Annotated in this window: 18 protein-coding genes; 4 read left to right on the plus strand and 14 right to left on the minus strand. The window is 62.9% G+C overall.

All coding sequences use genetic code 11. The features are described 5' to 3' along the window. Window positions 1–11: 11 nt before the first annotated feature. From ACNAOT_RS05730 to ACNAOT_RS05755, 6 genes are all read right to left on the minus strand, one after another. The gene (locus ACNAOT_RS05730) at window positions 12–818 is read right to left on the minus strand and encodes an enoyl-CoA hydratase-related protein (protein WP_420180352.1); all 807 of its coding nucleotides are present in this window, start codon (window positions 816–818) and stop codon (window positions 12–14) included. Continuing rightward, a complete protein-coding gene (locus tag ACNAOT_RS05735) occupies window positions 815–2,065 on the minus strand; it encodes a CaiB/BaiF CoA transferase family protein (protein WP_420180353.1) in 1,251 nt (416 codons plus the stop codon). The genes ACNAOT_RS05730 and ACNAOT_RS05735 overlap by 4 nt, the downstream gene beginning before the upstream one ends. Continuing rightward, window positions 2,062–3,426, minus strand: a complete 1,365-nt coding sequence (locus tag ACNAOT_RS05740) for an FAD-dependent oxidoreductase (protein WP_420180354.1) — start codon at window positions 3,424–3,426, stop codon at window positions 2,062–2,064. The genes ACNAOT_RS05735 and ACNAOT_RS05740 overlap by 4 nt, the downstream gene beginning before the upstream one ends. Window positions 3,427–3,435: 9 nt before the next feature. Next, window positions 3,436–4,767, minus strand: coding sequence for an MFS transporter (locus tag ACNAOT_RS05745; protein WP_420180355.1), 1,332 nt, complete (start codon window positions 4,765–4,767; stop codon window positions 3,436–3,438). Between the two features lie 164 nt (window positions 4,768–4,931). Further along, the gene (locus ACNAOT_RS05750) at window positions 4,932–5,531 is read right to left on the minus strand and encodes a helix-turn-helix domain-containing protein (protein ID WP_420180356.1); all 600 of its coding nucleotides are present in this window, start codon (window positions 5,529–5,531) and stop codon (window positions 4,932–4,934) included. A gap of 90 nt (window positions 5,532–5,621) precedes the next feature. Further along, a complete protein-coding gene (locus ACNAOT_RS05755; RefSeq protein ID WP_420180357.1) occupies window positions 5,622–6,002 on the minus strand; it encodes an Hpt domain-containing protein in 381 nt (126 codons plus the stop codon). Window positions 6,003–6,193: 191 nt separating this feature from the next. Here ACNAOT_RS05755 and ACNAOT_RS05760 point away from each other — a divergent pair, with 191 nt between their 5' ends. Continuing rightward, window positions 6,194–6,382: a hypothetical protein gene (locus tag ACNAOT_RS05760; protein ID WP_420180358.1), complete on the plus strand. Its 189-nt coding sequence runs from the start codon at window positions 6,194–6,196 to the stop codon at window positions 6,380–6,382. Here ACNAOT_RS05760 and ACNAOT_RS05765 read toward each other — a convergent pair. The 6 genes from ACNAOT_RS05765 to bioB form a co-directional block, all read right to left on the minus strand. Further along, window positions 6,379–6,819, minus strand: coding sequence for a very short patch repair endonuclease (locus ACNAOT_RS05765; RefSeq protein ID WP_091465831.1), 441 nt, complete (start codon window positions 6,817–6,819; stop codon window positions 6,379–6,381). The two genes, ACNAOT_RS05760 and ACNAOT_RS05765, sit on opposite strands and share 4 nt — an antisense overlap. A gap of 9 nt (window positions 6,820–6,828) precedes the next feature. Beyond that, the gene (locus ACNAOT_RS05770; RefSeq protein WP_420180359.1) at window positions 6,829–8,007 is read right to left on the minus strand and encodes a cytochrome P450; all 1,179 of its coding nucleotides are present in this window, start codon (window positions 8,005–8,007) and stop codon (window positions 6,829–6,831) included. Next, the gene (bioD, locus tag ACNAOT_RS05775; RefSeq protein WP_420180360.1) at window positions 8,004–8,687 is read right to left on the minus strand and encodes a dethiobiotin synthase; all 684 of its coding nucleotides are present in this window, start codon (window positions 8,685–8,687) and stop codon (window positions 8,004–8,006) included. The genes ACNAOT_RS05770 and bioD overlap by 4 nt, the downstream gene beginning before the upstream one ends. Further along, on the minus strand, window positions 8,684–9,841 hold the full coding sequence (locus tag ACNAOT_RS05780) for an 8-amino-7-oxononanoate synthase (RefSeq protein ID WP_420181128.1): 1,158 nt from the start codon (window positions 9,839–9,841) through the stop codon (window positions 8,684–8,686). The genes bioD and ACNAOT_RS05780 overlap by 4 nt, the downstream gene beginning before the upstream one ends. Before the next feature lie 8 nt (window positions 9,842–9,849). Then, window positions 9,850–11,175 (minus strand): adenosylmethionine--8-amino-7-oxononanoate transaminase, encoded by a 1,326-nt coding sequence (gene bioA / locus ACNAOT_RS05785; RefSeq protein ID WP_420180361.1) that lies wholly within the window; start codon window positions 11,173–11,175, stop codon window positions 9,850–9,852. Window positions 11,176–11,392: 217 nt separating this feature from the next. After that, window positions 11,393–12,427: a biotin synthase BioB gene (gene bioB / locus ACNAOT_RS05790; RefSeq protein WP_420180362.1), complete on the minus strand. Its 1,035-nt coding sequence runs from the start codon at window positions 12,425–12,427 to the stop codon at window positions 11,393–11,395. 193 nt (window positions 12,428–12,620) lie between these two features. Here bioB and ACNAOT_RS05795 point away from each other — a divergent pair, with 193 nt between their 5' ends. Further along, window positions 12,621–14,348 carry a purine-cytosine permease family protein gene (locus tag ACNAOT_RS05795; protein ID WP_420180363.1) on the plus strand — a complete coding sequence of 576 codons (1,728 nt, stop codon included), beginning with the start codon at window positions 12,621–12,623 and terminating at the stop codon, window positions 14,346–14,348. 144 nt (window positions 14,349–14,492) lie between these two features. Here the strand turns inward: ACNAOT_RS05795 and ACNAOT_RS05800 are convergent, their stop codons facing one another. Beyond that, complete coding sequence (locus ACNAOT_RS05800; protein WP_026005342.1) at window positions 14,493–14,678, minus strand: CsbD family protein; 186 nt, start codon at window positions 14,676–14,678, stop codon at window positions 14,493–14,495. Window positions 14,679–14,788: 110 nt separating this feature from the next. On the opposite strand from ACNAOT_RS05800, the gene ACNAOT_RS05805 reads away from it, so the two are divergent. After that, window positions 14,789–15,769 (plus strand): SDR family oxidoreductase, encoded by a 981-nt coding sequence (locus tag ACNAOT_RS05805; protein ID WP_420180364.1) that lies wholly within the window; start codon window positions 14,789–14,791, stop codon window positions 15,767–15,769. Window positions 15,770–15,795: 26 nt separating this feature from the next. Here ACNAOT_RS05805 and ACNAOT_RS05810 read toward each other — a convergent pair whose 3' ends face one another. Further along, window positions 15,796–16,971: a zinc-dependent alcohol dehydrogenase gene (locus tag ACNAOT_RS05810; RefSeq protein WP_420180365.1), complete on the minus strand. Its 1,176-nt coding sequence runs from the start codon at window positions 16,969–16,971 to the stop codon at window positions 15,796–15,798. A gap of 127 nt (window positions 16,972–17,098) precedes the next feature. On the opposite strand from ACNAOT_RS05810, the gene ACNAOT_RS05815 reads away from it, so the two are divergent. After that, a complete protein-coding gene (locus ACNAOT_RS05815; protein WP_420180366.1) occupies window positions 17,099–17,302 on the plus strand; it encodes a hypothetical protein in 204 nt (67 codons plus the stop codon). Window positions 17,303–17,364 lie beyond the last annotated feature (62 nt).

A 17,364-nucleotide genomic window follows, 5' to 3' on the forward strand; every position in this document is an offset into this window, starting at 1 on the left:
GGTGTCCTGCATCAGCGGCCAGGCCAGACCGGCGGGCGCTTCTCCTGGAAGGCCCGGACGCCTTCAGTAGAGTCGTCGCTGTCCAACGCCGCCATGAGGGCCGGCAGACGAAGCCCTCGCGCTTCCTTGGCAGTGAGGTGGGTCGTCTGCGTGACCATTTGCTTGACGGCACGGACCGAGGTGGGTGCGCAGGCAAGGATCTGGTCCACCCATCGCTGCACGGCGGCGTCGAGCCCTTCGGCGGGAACTACCTCGTTGACGAGTCCCATGGACTGCATTTCCGCGGCGTCCGCTTTACGGCCGGTCAACAGCATGCCCATGGCCTGCGTGTGGGGGATCCGCCGCACCAGCTGATGGATGCCGCCGTCGAGCGCCAACCGCCCAACACGGGGTTCGGTCAAGCCGAACTTCGCGGTATCGGCCGCCACCACGATGTCTGCGCCGAGCACCATCTCCATCCCGCCGCCCAGGGCGTAGCCGTTGACGCGGGCTATCACTGGGATGTCGAGGGTGGTGCGTAGGCTTAGGCCACCGAATCCGTTGGGATCCAAACCGGCCCAGTACTCCAGTCCGGTCTTATCCACGGCTGAGGCGGACATGTCTGCGCCAACGGAGAACGCCCGTGAACCGGCACCTGTAATCACCACGACGCGTACTGTGGGATCGTTCTCCAGCTGGGTCCAGATCTCGTTGAGCCGGGCCTGGGCGGTGGCGTCCACGGCGTTGAGCACGTGCTGGCGATCTATGACTACCGTGGCCACGTGACTCTCGATGCTGAGGGTGACGGTGTCAACGCGCTCTTGTACGGAAGCCGTCATCGCAGGACCCCCAACTGCTGCAGGCGCTCGATGGTTTCCTCATCGAAGCCGTTTTCCAGCAGCACCTCCACGTTGTGCTCGCCGAGGCGCGGCGCAGCACGACGGATGGTGGGAGGTGTTGCAGAAAGCCGGATGGGCGCGTTCAACATACGCACCGTGCCCACCGCGGAGTGTTCCGCCTCCACGATCATTCCGTTGGCCTCCGTCTGCGCGTCCGCCAGCGCCTGCTCCAGCGTGTGAACAGGTGCGTTGAGTAGTCCCTGCTCCTCAAGCCGGTGGGTCCAGTACTCGGTGGAATTGGTTGCGATGTGCTCCCGGAAGATTGCCTGCAACGCCGGCTTGTTCTTGAATTGCTGTTCCAAGCTGGAAAACTCCGGTCGCTGCGTCAGGTCCTCGTCCAGTCCCAGGGCATCCGAAATGCGGGCCAACGGGTCCGGGGTGAAGCCGCCCACCATGCACACGGCACCGTCCGTGGTTTCGAACACACCGCTCAGTGGCATGGCACCCCAGTTGACCTCGTAACCGCGGTTGAGCTGCATGCACGCCTCTTGCATCTGCAGGTGCAGCATGGAGTCGTACATGGTCACCTCCACTTTTTGGCCCGAGCCGGAGGTTTCCCGGGTGCGCAACGCCAGCAGGATGCCCTGCATGAGGTGCATGCCCGTGATGTAGTCGCACAGGGTGGTGGGGTAGATGGAGGGCTTGGTGTCCTCGGACTCCCGCCGCCACATCACACCCGAGTACGCCTGGGCGATCGCGTCCTGGCCACCCTTATGGGAGTAGGGACCGTCCGGGCCGAAGCCGGTGCCCGATGCCCAGATGATCCCCGGGTTCGTGGCCTTGAGCTCTTCGTACCCGAAGCCCATGCGCTCCATGACACCGGAGCGGAAGTTACTGACCACGACGTCTGCATCGGCCAACAGCCGGTGCAGCACCTCGCGGCCTTCTTCGGTGCGGGTGTCGACGGAGACGCTGCGCTTGTTCCGGTTGATGGACAGGAAGATCGGGTTGTCCTGGCCATCCTGGTCCGGGAAGGAGTTGCGCGAGATGTCACCGGCGCCGGGGCGTTCAACCTTGATGATGTCCGCGCCGTAATCGCCCAGCAGTTGCGTGCAGGACGGGCCCATGAACACCTGGGTGAAGTCCACGATCTTGATGCCGTCCAGCGGGAGCGGGGTAGTGGCCGGGGCAGCTGCGGTGAGTGCCGCCGTCGTGCCTTCTGCCTGTTCCAAAGTCACAGTGCTCATGCCGGCACCGCTGTGGTTGCGTCTACAGTGGCGTTCGACGACGGGACGTCGCCCGGGTCTGCACCGTGGCGGCGCATGCCCTGCTGGATGTCCAGCGCGGAGACGTCGCGGACCAGGAGGTTGTTCTCCACGGCGAGGGCTGCGGCGACGCCGACGGCCTGGCCCATGGCCATGCAGGGCGGGATCTCGCGGGACATCTTCTGGGCTTCCGGTGTGGCGGAGTAGTGCCGGCCGGCCACCAGGAGCTGGTCCACTTCCTTGGGCAGCAGCGAGCGGTACGGGTAATAGTAGTCGCGGCCGCGGGCCACGGTGTCAGCGAAGTGGCGGCGTTGCGTGACGTCGTCCTTGGTCATGACGTACTCGCCTTGCAGGAGCCGGGTCTGGCGGACACCCATCTGGGAGGCGACGTCCAGCATGTAGCAGTTTTGAAAACCGGGGAGGTGAGCCCGGACGTAGTCCACGGCCTCGGAGATACGGTCCCGGGCTGCAAACTCGGCCGCGGTCATGTCTGCAGGGTCCACGCCGTCGAAGCCTGACATGTGCGGGGCGTTGCACCAGACCACGCCATCAATGGGAGTCTTGAGCCACCACAGTTCCCACGCGCCGCCGAGGAGGCGCTTGATCTTGCGGTTGATGGCGCGGGCTTCCTTCGGGTTGGCCTGTTCAAAAGCTTCTGCGGCATTGGTGTCCACGTTGCCGAGGCGGAAGACCAAGGTGGTGAGGTAGTTGTCCTTGGCGTAGCTGGCGCCGGCACGGGAAGCGACGTCGATGTCGCCGGTTGTGTCAATCACGACGTCGGCCATGAAGGCTTGCGGGCCAAGCTTGGTTTCGCAGATGACACCCTTGATCACGCCGTTGTCCACGATGGGACGGGAGAACCAGGAGTGCAGGCGAAGGTCCACGCCGGCCTCGCGGACGAGGTCGTTGGAGACGCGCTTCCAGCCATCGGGGTCGAAGGCCGCTGCGTAGCAGATGGGCTTGGGGTTGGTGTGGGAATGGAAGTCGAAGGTGCCGTAGCGGCCCCACTTGTTCCAGAGTTCCTCGGAGGTCTTGCGGTCATCGGCTGGCGGAACGATGGCCAGGCCCAGCTTCTGCAGCCGTTCCACGTACTCGGAGACGATGCCGGTGACGGTGATTTCCTGGCCGTTGATCATGTCGTCCAGCACCAGGACCATGCCGCCGGAGGCCAGGCCACCCAGGGACGAGTAGCGTTCCAGCAGCGTGACCTTGGCCCCGGAGCGGGCGGCGGTAACTGCGGCGGCCACGCCTGCGGGACCACCGCCAACTACCAGGACGTCGGAACGTGAGATGACCGGGGCGGTGAGGTCCGCCGTCGTAGTGCTGAGTTCAAGCGAGTTCATGGTGAGTCCTTACTTTCCGACGAAGATGCCGTTGGAACGGCGGGCCGCGAGATAGAAAACGATGCTGAGGATGGAGAGGATGGCTACGTAGACCGGGAAAACCCAGGTGAGGTTCAGCGATTGGAGCCAGACCAGGAGGTAGGAGGCTGTACCGCCGAAGAGCGCCACACCGACGCCGTAACCCAGGGCCACACCTGTGCCTCGGATGTTCTTGGGCATCAGGGACGAGCTGACCACGTTGTAGAGGGTCATGTTCAGTACCAGGACGATCGAGCCGCCCAGGAGGACGGCTGCGAAGCCGCCAATGCCCGGCTGGACGTACAACAGCATGAGGAACACTGACGGGATGGCCAGAATACGGGTGACCAGGAACCACTTGGACATCGCCTTGCCGTCCGCCAGCTTGCCGATGATCCAGCTGCCCACCACCAGGATGACGCCAAGGATGGTTGTCAGGGCGAAGACGGCGGTGGGGTCTTCCTTGAAGCCGCTGCGTGCTGCGCTGGGGAGTCCCACGTTCCAGGCGTAGTTGTAGGCTTGTGCCGCGCCCACCACGAAGATGATGGCAAGGACGGACAGCCAATGCTTGCGTACTCCGGACCACACAGCCCGGGGAGTGTTGGTGGCCATTTCCTCGGCCTTGAGGGTTTCGGGCAGTGAGCGGCGGAGGTAGAGCACCACGAAGCCGAACAGTGCGCCGATGATGAAGGGTACGCGCCAGCCCCATTCGGCCATTGCTGCGCCGCCAAGGACCAGGCTGCACAGGAAGCTGATGAGCGAGGCGAGCAGGATCCCGATGTTGACGTAGAACGACATGATGCCCGCCACGTAGCCCTCGCGGCCAACAGGTGCCAGTTCCACCGCGTGCGAGGTGGACAGCGGCGCTTCGATGCCGGTGGAGATACCTTGCAGGATGCGGCATACCACCAGGATGATGCCCGCTGCGGGACCGATCGTTTCATAGCTAGGCGTGACGGCGATGACCAAGGTGGTGCCGGCCATCAGCATGATGGACAGCAGCATCACGCGGCGTCGGCCGATGCGGTCCGCCAGGGTTCCGAGAAGGATGCCACCCAAGGGGCGGAACGCGAATCCGACGGCGAACACTGCCAAGGCGTTCAGCGTCGCCGAGAGCGGATCGGTGTTGGGGAAGAAATTGGGGCCGATGAAGGCGGACAGGAGGCCGAAGACCATCCAGTCGTACCATTCCAAGGCGTTGCCCAAGCCAAGTCCGAGCAAGCCCTTACGGACTTCGGGGGTGAATTTGGTGTTCTTTTGGGGGGATGGGTGACTGGTGTTTGGTGACGGGACTACGTTGTCCGTCGTGGTGGTGTGGAGCATGGAAATGTCCTTACGCTGACGCCCCGGAGGGCGTGGGAGGGTATGACGCAGGAACGCCTGTTGAAGGAGGCGTTTGATGCGAAAGTGGCAAGGATTGTCAGCGGCCACGGTTTCGTGTCCGGACAGTTAAGGGAAAACGCTGGCGCCGTATGAGGGCGGCAGGGTTACCACGCGTGTGGTGCGTTGACCCAGATGGCTACGCATACCTCTTCGTAGCTGTTCTTGTACCAGTGCGGGATCTCTGAGGAGTAGGTGATGGAGTCGCCCTCTTCAAGGCTGTAGCAGACGCCGTCGAGGTAGACGTCCTTACGGCCGGAGATGATGTAGCAGAACTCTTCACCGCTGTGGGTAAAGGGGGTGTCGCTTGTGTCATGCCCTGGGGGCGTGCTGATCCACTGGGCTTCGATGCTTCCATCGCGGTTCGGGGTGAGCAGCTCATGCACTGCTTCACCCACGGACTCGCGGGTGACGTTCTTGAGGTTGCGTCGATCGGATCTGCGGACCACGGGGGACTTTGATTCGTCCTGGCCGATGAAGAATCTCCCTACGGGGATGTCCAGGCCGTGGGCCAGCTGGGCCAACGTGGTGAAGGAAGGGTTGGCCATTCCGCGTTCGATTTGGCTGACGATCGCTTGGCTGAGGCCGGTGATGTCCGAGAGTTGGGCGAGGGTCATGCCCTTTGCCTTGCGCATGGTGCGCACCTTGTTTCCCACAGTTGCCAGCAGTTCGCTGGTGGCTGGCGGAGCAGGAGTCTCGGTTGTCATTGCCGCATCCTTCGTTGGTGAGCTAACTCACACAACTATAGTGAAGATCTTTACGGAGTCAATGGTTCTTCTTCAATAACGTGAAGATTTTTACAGAAGTGGGGTTTCTAGTTCCCGAATCGTCGCCGGGACGAAGTGCTCGATTTCGTTGATCAGCGGGCGGAGCTCGTCCAAGTGGGCTGCGTTGGGTAGGAGCCTGATGCTGATTTCCAGCTCCGTGGCCAATCGACTCATGCAAATGGCACCCACCATGTGGCTGGAGGTCTTCAGGCTAAGGACCGCATCCATGGCGTCTTCGATGTCGAGCTTTTCCACGGCGTGATGAAGCCGGTCCACACGCCAAGGAAGAAGGTCCACGTAGTTGCGGACGAAGGCGCTGATGATGGCTTGGTCGCCGCCAAGCTCGGCTCGGAGTTCGGTGAGGACGGTGGGATCCACCAGGGCGTCGGTGCACTCGTCATACTCAGACACCAAATCCCTCCCGCCTCCAAACAGTAGATTCACAATTCAACAGTAGGGCGCGTGGAACTTCCGCAGCGCCATATAGCCAAAGATTGATCCAATCTTGAGCGGACTCAGAGCCACTCTTGATCCCCGCCCCACAAAGTAGTGAAAAGCAGATCTGGGCGTTTCCAGACTGAATCAGGGGAACGGGAAACAACATGGAAAGTGGTGCTCGCACGTCACCGGGCCTCCTGCTCATCATCGTGGTCTGCATGACTGTCCTGCTGGGCATTGGGGGGTCCGCCGCCTTCGCACTGTGGCAGCAGAGCTCCCAAACGGCTGTCACAGATCGATCCGCGGAGTCCGCACCGACCACTACCACCGCGCCCACCACAACTGCGCGTTAGTCCACCGCTGATTCCAGAAATTCCGTGAGCCGCTCCTCGAGCATGGATCTGTCCCTCAGCTGACACTCCCAGACCGTGAGCACCTCCCAGCCGGCAGCTTTCAGCTGTTCCCGCTGCAGCGCGTCCCTTGCGCGGGTTCGTGTTCTCTTGGCTTCCCAGAATTCCGCGTTCGCTGCCGGGGCGTGCTGCCCTGCCTTGCACTCATGGACATGCCAGAAACAGCCATTGACGAAAATGACCTTGCGCCGGCCCGCGAACACAAGGTCGGGGCGGCCCGGTAGTTGCGCCGTTCCGGCCTTTCCGTGGAGGCGGTACCGGTAGCCTTTCGCGTGCAGGAGCCGCCGGACCAGCAACTCCGGTTTCGTGTTCTTCCCACGGATTTTGGACATGTTGCGGCTGCGCTGCTCCCGCGTTAAAAGGTCCCGGCTCTCGCCCATGCATCAAGCCTACCCAGGCTCTACCACCACTGTTCGGGGGGCTTGGAAGGACAGCAACCGTATCCAGTCCGGGCTTGAATTCTGCAGCCGGACCCCCTTGATGGCCGCTGCTGTTTCATGAACGACGACGGCGGCCTCCAGCTCTGCGAGTTTGGCGCCGAGGCAGCGGTGGATCCCGGAGCCGAACGCCAAGCCGTAGGGTGTCGGTCCCGGGCGGTCGGTCCTGGAATGGTCAGCGTCTGCCGCCTCGGTGTCTGCATTTTCGGCCCAGGGAAATCCGTGGTTGCCCGTCAATTCCAGCAGGATCTCTTCACCGGCCGCGACGGCTCGTCCGTCCAAGAAGGTGTCCTGGTTTGCCACACGCCGCCATGTGGGAACCGATGACTCGGTTGCGAGGACGTGCCGGACCAGGTCGCGTGCCTTCAGGGCCGTTGCTGCCTCACTCCACGAGATGCCCCGGGATCCCTCGGCCAGCCGGAACAGCGTGGTGCTGATGAGTTGGGTAGTGGTCTCTTGCCCCGCGATCAGGAGGAAGTAGCCCAGGGAGCAGATTTCCGGTGTGCTCAGACCGTGGCGGGCCAGCGCGTTGAAGAGGTTGGGTTCCGCCGACGCCACGAACTCCACAACCACTTCCCTCAACCAGCGGTAGAAATCCGCGGCGCTGTGTGCCAATTCGAGTTGCCGGTCAGCATCCGGCCAACCCCAGAACAGTTCCAGGGAGTCCAGGCTCCAGGTCTTCAACGCGGGGAGGTCACGCACGGGCAGCCCCAACATCTCCAGCATGATGACAGCCGGGGGATTTGCGGCGACGGCCTGCACCAGGTCCACGCTTCCCCCAGAGGCCAGACGCTTCGCGGCCCGGGCTGCCGATTCCCGGGCCAAGCCCCGAATACGTGGCTCCATGGCCGCCACTCTTGCCGGGGTGAAGAATCCCGCCACCACTTTTCGAATCCCGGCATGGGTCTCGGTATCGTTGCTCGCAAGGATCGGCGGCAGCGCAAACCGGGCCTTCTGCAATATGCGTAGCGCCTGTCCGCTCAAGGGAGTTACCGCCAGCAGGGCATTTGCCGGACTGAAGTCCTGGGGTCTATGCAGCACTTCCCTCACAGTGTCGGGGTTCCGCAATACCCGGTAAGGACAGCGGCCGGTTCCGGGAAGTCCCGCTTCCGCAGACATCGCCGCGCTCATACCGGCAACCCTTCAAGCCATTCGCCTGCATGAGAGCGGAAAACGGTCGGATCAAGTCCGGAGGCACCGTCAGGAACCGCACCCAGGAACGGAACGGGCCAACTCCGCAGAGTCGCCCGGTTGCTGAGCTCCACCGCACCTGGCCTTGCCGGCCAGCTCCCGAGGACCACCCCCACCACCGACAGGGTCCGGGAATCCAACGCCTCCAGGGTCAGCGCCGTATGGTTCAACGTGCCCAACGCCGGCCTGACCACCACGGCAAATCCAGCCATGCCTCCAAGGTGCGTGCCGAGATCAGCCAGCGTGCCGCCGTCGTGGTCCAACTCCACCAGCAACCCGCCGGCGCCTTCCACCAGCACGTGGTCGTGGCGGGCGGTCAGCTCACGAATCCGATTGGCATGGGCGGCGAGCGACGGCAAAGTGACCTCGTCCAGTGCCGCGGCAGGGACGGGTGCCATAGGTTCTTCGAGAACCACACCGGCTTCCGACGTCACAGGATCAGCCAACCGTGCTACCTCGGCACAGTCTGAATCACCCAGCGCATTTCCGCTCTGGCACGGCTTGTAAACGGCAACCGTCCGGCCGCGTGCATGAAGTGCGGCGGTGATGGCAGCCGACGTGATGGTCTTGCCGACGCCGGTATCGGTACCGGTGACCAGAATGACAGGAGGCAGTTTCATGATGTTCTCTCCAGGATGCTGCGCAACGTTGCGCAGGCTTGCTCGATGTCCGCCGATGTGAGGGTGGCGCGCGCCGTGAGACGAAGGCGCGACACCCCATCCGGGACGGACGGTGGACGGAAGCAACCCACACGGACACCCGCCTCATGTGCGGCTCGGGCTGCTGCAAGGGCAGCCTCGGCGGATGCCATGGGAATGGACTGGACTGCTCCGAGGGAATGTTCGACGGCGGTACCGGGCCTTCCCTGCGCAGCTTGCAGTCCGGTAGCCAGTGCGGCTGCATTGTGATGGACAGCCGCGGCACGCCACGGCTCGGCCTTGATGACGCCAATGGCCGCGAGCGCGGCAGCTGCCGCAGGGGGAGCCAACGCGGTGTCGAAGACGAAGCTCCTGGCCCGGTTGACCAGGTGCTCCCTGAGCAACAGTGAGCCAAGGACAGCCCCGCCTTGGCTGCCGAGTGCCTTGGAAAGAGTGGCGGTGACGATGACGCTGGGATGGCCGGCCAACCTGGTTCCTGCGATGGCCCCCCACCCTGTGTTGGATCCCGAGCCCGAGACACCCAGGCTATGGGCTTCGTCAACCAGCAGCATGGCGTCATGTCCTTCCGCCAACGCCAGGAGTTCCGATAACGGTGCCGCATCTCCGCCCACGCTATAGATGGACTCCACGGAGATGAGCGCCCGTGGCTGCGTGCGGTTGGCCAGCTTGTCCGCCGCATCCTGCACACTGTTGTGCCTGAAATTCCGCACCTCGGAGCGGCTCAACCTGAAGCCGTCGATCAGCGAGGCGTGGCATTGTTCGTCGGCCACGATCAACGTTCCCGGACCGCCGAGGGCCGTGGTGACTCCAAGGTTCGCCAGGTAGCCGGAGGAAAAGACCAGCGCTGCGTCCATTCCCGTCAGTTGTGCGAGTTCGTGCTCCAACTCCACGTGCAGCTCGGTTGTACCCGCCACCAACCGGGATGATGTGGCGCCCGTGCCCCACTTCGCGATGGCTTCCCGTGCAGCTTCGGCGAGCCTGGCATCCGTGGCCAAGCCGAGATAGTCGTTGCTGGCAAGATCAATCATCCGGTCGTTCGCCACGCGCACTAACGGACTCCTCACCAGGCCCCGGCGCTCGCGGACCCGGGCCTGCTCCTCCAGCCACTGGGTCATGGCGATACTCACGCAGCCACCCTTTGTTTGGAGGTCCCTTCCACTGCAGCCACCATCGCAGAGGCCATCACGCCCACGTCGGTGTCGGAACTGATGTACGGCGGCATTGCGTAGACGAGGTTTCTGAAAGGGCGGACCCACACGCCGTGTTCGACGGCGGCACGTGTCACTGCGGCGACGTCCACGGCGTCCGTTAACTCAATGACTCCCACGGCACCGAAGGTGCGGACGTCAGCAATGGCGTCGAGCTTCAACGCAGGAGCCAGCCCCGTTGTGAGACCGGCACCAACGCGTGCTACGTCGGCACGCCACGTCCCCGTTGCAAGGATGCCGAGGCTTGCGTTGGCCGCGGCACACGCCAACGGGTTGGCCATGAAGGTGGGCCCGTGCAGGAGTGCCCCGGCCTCGCCGGAGGAAACCGTGCGGGCGACCTCGCCCGTACATAGCGTCGCAGCGAGGGTGAGGTAGCCGCCGGTGAGCGCCTTACCAACACACAGAATGTCGGGGACAACGCCGGAGTGCTGCGCGGCGAAGAGTTCACCGGTTCGCCCGAAGCCCGTGGCGATCTCGTCCAGGATCAGCAACAATCCGTGGTGGTCCGCAATATCGCGGAGGATCCGCACGCACTCGGCCGGGTACATGAACATGCCGCCGGCGCCTTGCAGCATCGGCTCCACGATGATCGCCGCGAGCTCGTTGGAATGCTGCCTGGCCAGCTCTTCCACTTCTGCCCGCCATTCTGCGATGCCTGCTGTGGTGGCTGTTGCAGCGGCAGGCGGGCGCGGTGCAAACACGTTGCGCGCCAGCAGCCCGGGGAAGGACGAATGCATGCCGTCCACAGGATCGCAGACGCCCATGGCCGCGAACGTGTCCCCGTGGTAACCGCCCCGGATGGTCAGGAATCGCTGCCGTTTGGGCCGGCCGCCCGCCGTTTGGAATTGCACAGCCATCTTGAGGGCGACCTCCACGGAGATGGAACCGGAATCTGCCAGGAACACGCGCTCCAAACGGCGGCCCGGTTCAGCCGGTGCCATGGCCAGGAGGCTTTCCGCGAGCTCAACAGCAGGTTGATGCGTCAGCCCGCCGAACATCACGTGGCTGAAGCTGCTGAGTTGGCGTCGGATGGCGGCGTCCATGACCGGGTTCCGGTAGCCGTGGATCACCGACCACCACGACGACATCGCATCCAGCACCTCATGCGTCCGCCCCTGCTCGTCGCGCAGCCGCAGCGCCACGCCGTCGGCTGCTTCCACTTCCCACAGCGGCAACGTGGCCGAGGCCGGCGCGTACGGGTGCCACAACGTAGCCCGGTCCCGCCCGATCAGCGAGCTCATGACGCCAACCTTCCGTGCCGGGAACAGTCAGCGGTCCACCCCAAAGGCGTGACCTGCACTTTCATGCGGCGGCGGCACTGCGGGCAAAAGCGCGGCGGCTCCATCGCCAGGCGCTCCCGGCAGCTGCGGTGGGCGTCCGACGTCGGGCAGTCACCGCCGCCGTTGCCGTCACCGCCACCGCCGCAGTGCCCGCAAAACTGCTGGGAGACTGCGGTGGTCACAGCGACTTCTGGAATTCCTTGATGGGCATGTTGAGCTCCACCAGGAGGTTGAGGTCGGCGTTTGCCGGCCGGCCCAGAGTAGTGAGGTAGTTGCCCACTATGACGGCGTTGATGCCACCGAGCAGGCCCTCGCGGGTGCCGAGGTCGCCGAGGGTCAGTTCACGCCCGCCGGCATAACGCAGTACCGTGCGCGGCATGGCGAGCCGGAATGCGGCGATGGCACGGAGGGCGTCTTTGCCGTCCATGATGCCTTGGTTCTCCAGCGGTGTGCCGGGGCGCGGGTTGAGGAAATTGAGGGGGACTTCGTGGGGTTCGAGGGCAGCGAGTTGGGCTGCGAGTTCAGCCCGCTGCGCCACTGATTCGCCCATGCCGATCAGCGCACCGCAGCACAGTTCCATCCCGGCAGCCTTCACCATGGCGCAGGTTTCCAGGCGTTCCTCGTAGCTGTGAGTGGTCACGACTTCAGGGAAGAAGCTGCGGGCCGTTTCAAGGTTGTGGTTGTAGCGGTGGACACCCCACTCGGCCAACTGGTCCACTTGTCGTTGCGTCAGCATGCCCAGGGAGCAAGCGATGTTGATGTCCACTTCCTCCCTGATGCGGTCGATCGCGAACTTGATCTGGTTCATGAGCTTGATGTCGGGGCCACGGACTGCGGCGACGATGCAGAACTCGGTGGCACCCGTTGCCGCGGTTTCCTTCGCGGCCTTGACCAACTCCGGGATATCCAGCCACACACCGCGGACGGGGGAGTCGAACAAGCCGGATTGGCTGCAGAAATGGCAGTCCTCGGGGCAGCCGCCGGTTTTGATGGAGATGATCCCTTCCACTTCCACGTCCTCGCCGCAGTGCTTGAGGCGAACCTCATGGGCGAGTTGCAGGGCCGCGGGGATAGCCTCGTCCGGCAGCTCGAGGATTTCTTTGAGTTGAGACTCGTTCAGGCCTTCGCCGCGTTCGAGGACCTGCTTGCGGGCGGTATCCAGGATGGCGTAGGTGCCGGCTTCATGGGCTTCTTCTGTTGCTTGGGTGGTCATGTCCTTGACGGTATCCGCGCTGGTTGATGGCGATTTTGTGGAGTGCGTACAAACCCTGGTGCTTGATTTTGGTGGTGGTGCGCGGGGCGGCTGATGCAGAAGTTACAGCTGTGAAACATGGACGTGACTGAATTGACGCGCTGCGTGACTAGCGTCGGGGGCGAGGCAAAGTCCCCGACGAAAGCGACCACGCATGAGCGACGATAAGACGAGTACCGCAACACTGGAGCCGACGACGGCGGCCGGAACCGCCGTCGGAACCGGTACTTCAGGTGTCCCGACGGCAGTCAACGCCGACGCGATGAGTGCCGCGAAGGAGAGCCTGGAGGACTACACGCTCCGGTTCGCCCCGCGTTCCTACCGGAAGTGGAGTGCCGGGGTTGTGGCAACGAGTGCGCTGGGTGGCATTGCGTACTTGGCCGACTTCTCGATCGGCGCGAATATCGGCATTGCCTACGGAACCGTGAACGCGATCTTCGGCATCATCGTGGCCGCGGTCATCATCTTCGCTACGGGATTCCCGCTGGCCTACTATGCCGCACGGTACAACATCGATCTGGACCTGATCACCCGCGGCTCAGGCTTTGGCTATTACGGCTCGGTGGTCACCAACATCATCTTCGCCACCTTCACATTCATCTTCTTCGCCCTCGAAGGCTCCATCATGGCCCAAGGCCTGCAGCTGGGTCTGGGCATCCCGCAGTGGATCGGCTACGCGGTGTCCACCATCATCATCATTCCGCTCGTGATTTACGGTATGAAGACCTTGGCTACCTTGCAGGTGTGGACTACGCCCCTGTGGCTGCTGCTCATGGTGGTTCCGGTGGGCTACCTGCTCCTGTCCCACCCCGAAAGCATTGATGCCTTCTTCGCGTTCACCGGCGCTTCCGGGGAGGGCGGCCCCAACCTGGCTTCGGTGATGCTGGCCGCTGGTGTCTGCCTATCCCTGATGGCGCAAATCGCTGAGCAAATCGACTACCTTCGCTTCATGCCGCCCAAGACGGCCGAAAACAGGGGCGCCTGGTGGCGCGCGGTGATCCTTGCCGGACCAGGTTGGGTCATCTTCGGCGCCATCAAGCAGATCATTGGATTGTTCATCGCGATCTACCTCATCGCCAAGCTTGACCCCGCGGCAGCCGCTTCCGCGAATGAGCCTGTCCACCAGTTCCTTGGTGTCTACGAAGAAATGATGCCGGCGTGGCTCGCCATGACCCTGGCCGTGGTGCTGGTGGTCATTTCGCAGATCAAGATCAACGTCACCAACGCCTACTCCGGCTCGTTGGCGTGGACCAACTCCTTCACGCGCATCACCAAGACCTACCCGGGCCGCATGGTGTTCGTAGTGGTCAACCTGGTCATCGCGCTGATCCTGATGGAGTCGAATATGTTCGAGTTCCTCAACACGATCCTGGGCTTTTACGCCAACTGCGCCATGGCATGGGTTGTCACGGTGGCCTCCGATATCGCCATCAACAAGTACCTGCTGAAGATCTCGCCCAAGGTTCCGGAGTTCCGCCGCGGGATGCTCTACGCAGTGAATCCCGTGGGTTTCGTGTCCATGCTTGTCTCCGCGGCGGTGTCCATTGCAGTGTTCTTTGGGGCGTTCGGCGCAGCTGTCCAGCCGTTCTCGCCCATCTTCGCGGTTGGCCTGGCCTTGGTGCTGCCGCCGGTGCTAGCTTTGCTGACCAAGGGCCGTTACTACCTTCGCAGGACCGACGACGGAATCGACCTCCCGATGTTCGATGCCGACGGAAACCCCAGCGACGCCAAGCTGCTCTGCCATGTCACCGGGCTTGAGTTCGAACGTCCGGACATGCTCCGCTCAGCCCAGGACGGGCCCGACGGCGAACCCCAGTTCATCTCGTCCCTCGCCTTGTCCACGGATAAGTCGGGCGAGCTGGTGCTGCCGGCGCAAAAGTAGCCCCGCGTGACCCAACTAGGTCGCAGTTAATGCCGTCATGAGAGCTGAGAACGGCATTAACTGCGACCTAGCTGGGTGCACGCAGAACGCCCCGGCTTCCTTTGGGTGGCCGGGGCGTTCTGCTGCGTGTTTCTTGCTGCGGGCTTACTTGTCGAAGGCGTCCTTCGCGGTGTCCTTCACGTTCTCGCCCGCCTGCTTGGTCTTGGCAGCCGCCTGGTCAGCGACACCTTCGGCCTGCAGTTTCTCGTTATTGGTGGCGTCACCCAAAGCTTCCTTCGCCTTGCCGGTGACTTCCTGTGCCTTGTTGCTGATCTTGTCTCCGAGTCCCATGGGCCCTCCTTCGATGTAATCCAACACTGACGATTGCTACGCTAACGAGCGATTCTGGGTACTTCCTGAACGCGCGTCTCAAGGATCATAAGGATGCTTACACTGGGAGCATGGCTGAGGAGACCCGCGACGAAAACACGGAGCAGACCGACCTTGACGAGGACATCGCCATGGCATTGGTGAACCACGTCATCAGCACCCCGGACGACTCCCGGGAAACGGATCCAAGGACGAAGTATCCGTGGGAAGAATTCGAGCCGCAGACCCAGGACTATCCGGGGTGGACCGAAGCCATGGACCCGCGGCCGGATCACGGCGAGCAAAGCTACGTAGGGCATCACCGCATGATGGGCATGCGGACGCTGATCACCGGTGGTGACAGCGGAATCGGCAGGGCGGTGGCCATTGCCTACGCCCGCGAAGGCGCGGATGTCGCCTTCACCTACCTGCCTGAAGAAGAACAGGACGCCGAGCAAACCGTCCAGCTCATAGAGGATGCGGGCGGCAGGGCCTTGGCCTTGCCCGGCGACCTGCAAGACGAAGAATTTTGCCAGGAAGTCATTGCCCAGACCGTGGCTGAATTCGATGGGCTCAACGTCCTGGTGAACAACGCTGGCTTCCAGATGACCACGAGTGAGGGCATCGAGGACCTCAATAGCGAACAGTTTGATCGGACCTTCAAGACCAACGTCTATGCACTATTTTGGCTCACCAAAGCCGCCTTGCCGCACATGAAGCCTGGCGCAGCAATCATCAACACTTCTTCGATTCAGGGCTACCACCCAAGTCCGTCGCTGATTGACTACGCAGCCACCAAGGCAGCGATCACCAGCATGACCTTCTCTCTGGCAGAGTCGCTCGGACCCAAGGGGATCCGGGTCAACGCTGTGGCTCCGGGTCCCGTGTGGACACCCTTGCAACCTCCCAGCCAGCCGGCGGAAACGATCCAAAGGTTCGGCCAGGACACCCCGCTGGGTAGGGCGGGACAGCCTGCCGAACTGGCCGCCACCTACGTTCTTTTGGCAACGGAAGAATCCAGCTACATTTCCGGATCAGTCATCGGTGTGACCGGCGGAAAGCACCTGGCCTAGGCTGCGGGTTGAGAGGCAGGTCATGATCAGGGCTTGAGCACTACTTTGATGCAGCCGTCCTGCTTCTTCTGGAACTTCTCGTAGAGCGCGGGGGCGTCTTCCAGCCCTCCCGTGTGGGTGACCAGATGCATGACCCCCAGCGGATCGGCCTCGTCCTCCACCAAGGGGAGCAGATCGTCGGTCCAGCTGCGCACATTGCACTGGCCCATGCGGAGCTGGATCTGCTTGTCGAACATGGTCATGAGCGGCATGGGATCGGCTTGGCCGCCGTAGACACCGCTAAGGGAGACCGTCCCGCCGCGTCGGACCAGGTCCACGGCTGTGTGGAGCGCCGCAAGCCGGTCAACGCTCATGGTTTCCATGGCCACCTGTGCAGGTTTGTCCGGCAACAGAGAGACGGCCCGGTGAAGGAATGACGCCACGGGGGATCCGTGAGCTTCCATGCCGACAGCGTCCACCACGGAGTCGGGGCCGCGGCCGAGTGTCTGCTCACGGATATGGGAGGCGACGTCTGAACTGTAGTCCATGGTTTCTACGCCGTGTGTCTCCGCCATCGCGCGGCGTTCGGGGACTGGATCCACACCGATCACCCGGAAGCCCTTGTGGATGCCGATCCTTGCAGCGAACTGGCCCACCGGGCCCAGCCCGAGCACGGCAAGCGTGCCACCGGCCGGCACATTCGCATACTCCACTGCCTGCCACGCTGTGGGCAGGATGTCTGAGAGAAACAAGTAGCGCTCGTCCGGTGCGTCCGAGTCGATTTTGACGGGTCCGTAATCCGCGAAGGGGACGCGCAGGTATTGCGCCTGTCCGCCTGGAACGGAGCCATACAGTTCCGAATAACCGAAAAGTGCCGCCCCTGATCCTTTTGCTGTCACTTGGGTGGTTTCGCACTGCGATTGAAGGCCTTGGTTGCACATGTAGCAATGACCACACGAGATGTTGAACGGTACCACCACGCGGTCGCCCTTTTTGAGCCTGTGGACTTCGGAGCCTACTTCTTCCACGATTCCCATGGGCTCGTGCCCGATCACATCGCCCCTGTGCATGTACGGGCCCAGCACCTCGTAAAGGTGAAGGTCTGAGCCGCAAATGGCCGTGGACGTGATCCGGACGATCGCGTCTGTGGGTTCCTGGATGGAGGGATCGGGTACGTCTTCGACGCTGACGGAGCGCCGGCCTTGCCATGTCACTGCTTTCACGATTGATTCTCCCTGCGTTTCGGCTGGGTCCCTCGCTGCTGGAGACCCTCCCAGCGAAGCAGAGATGGTAGAGGTGCACAAGGCTGCCAGCCTCGACACCGCCAAGGGGCAGGCTTAGATTGAGGCTATGAGCGAAGAACCGAGCGAATCTGAACAGACGCCCTCCAGAGCCTCGGAACCCGAGGTGCCTGCCGCCGTCGAGAATGACAACGATGCTGCGGGCACGGGTGACTTCACCACCGGGCTGGACCCAACCTTCATCCCGGACGAAAGCGCTGAGACGCCGGAAGAGAAGCGCGCCAGGGAGCACCCGGAAGCCACCGGAAGCTGAAACTAGTAAGCATCCTGATTATTAGTGTTAATATGGTGGAGGGAGAGAGTTTTCGGGCAGAG

It is taken from the genome of Paenarthrobacter sp. TA1.8, assembly GCF_048595705.1.
Classification (GTDB): domain Bacteria; phylum Actinomycetota; class Actinomycetes; order Actinomycetales; family Micrococcaceae; genus Arthrobacter; species Arthrobacter nitroguajacolicus.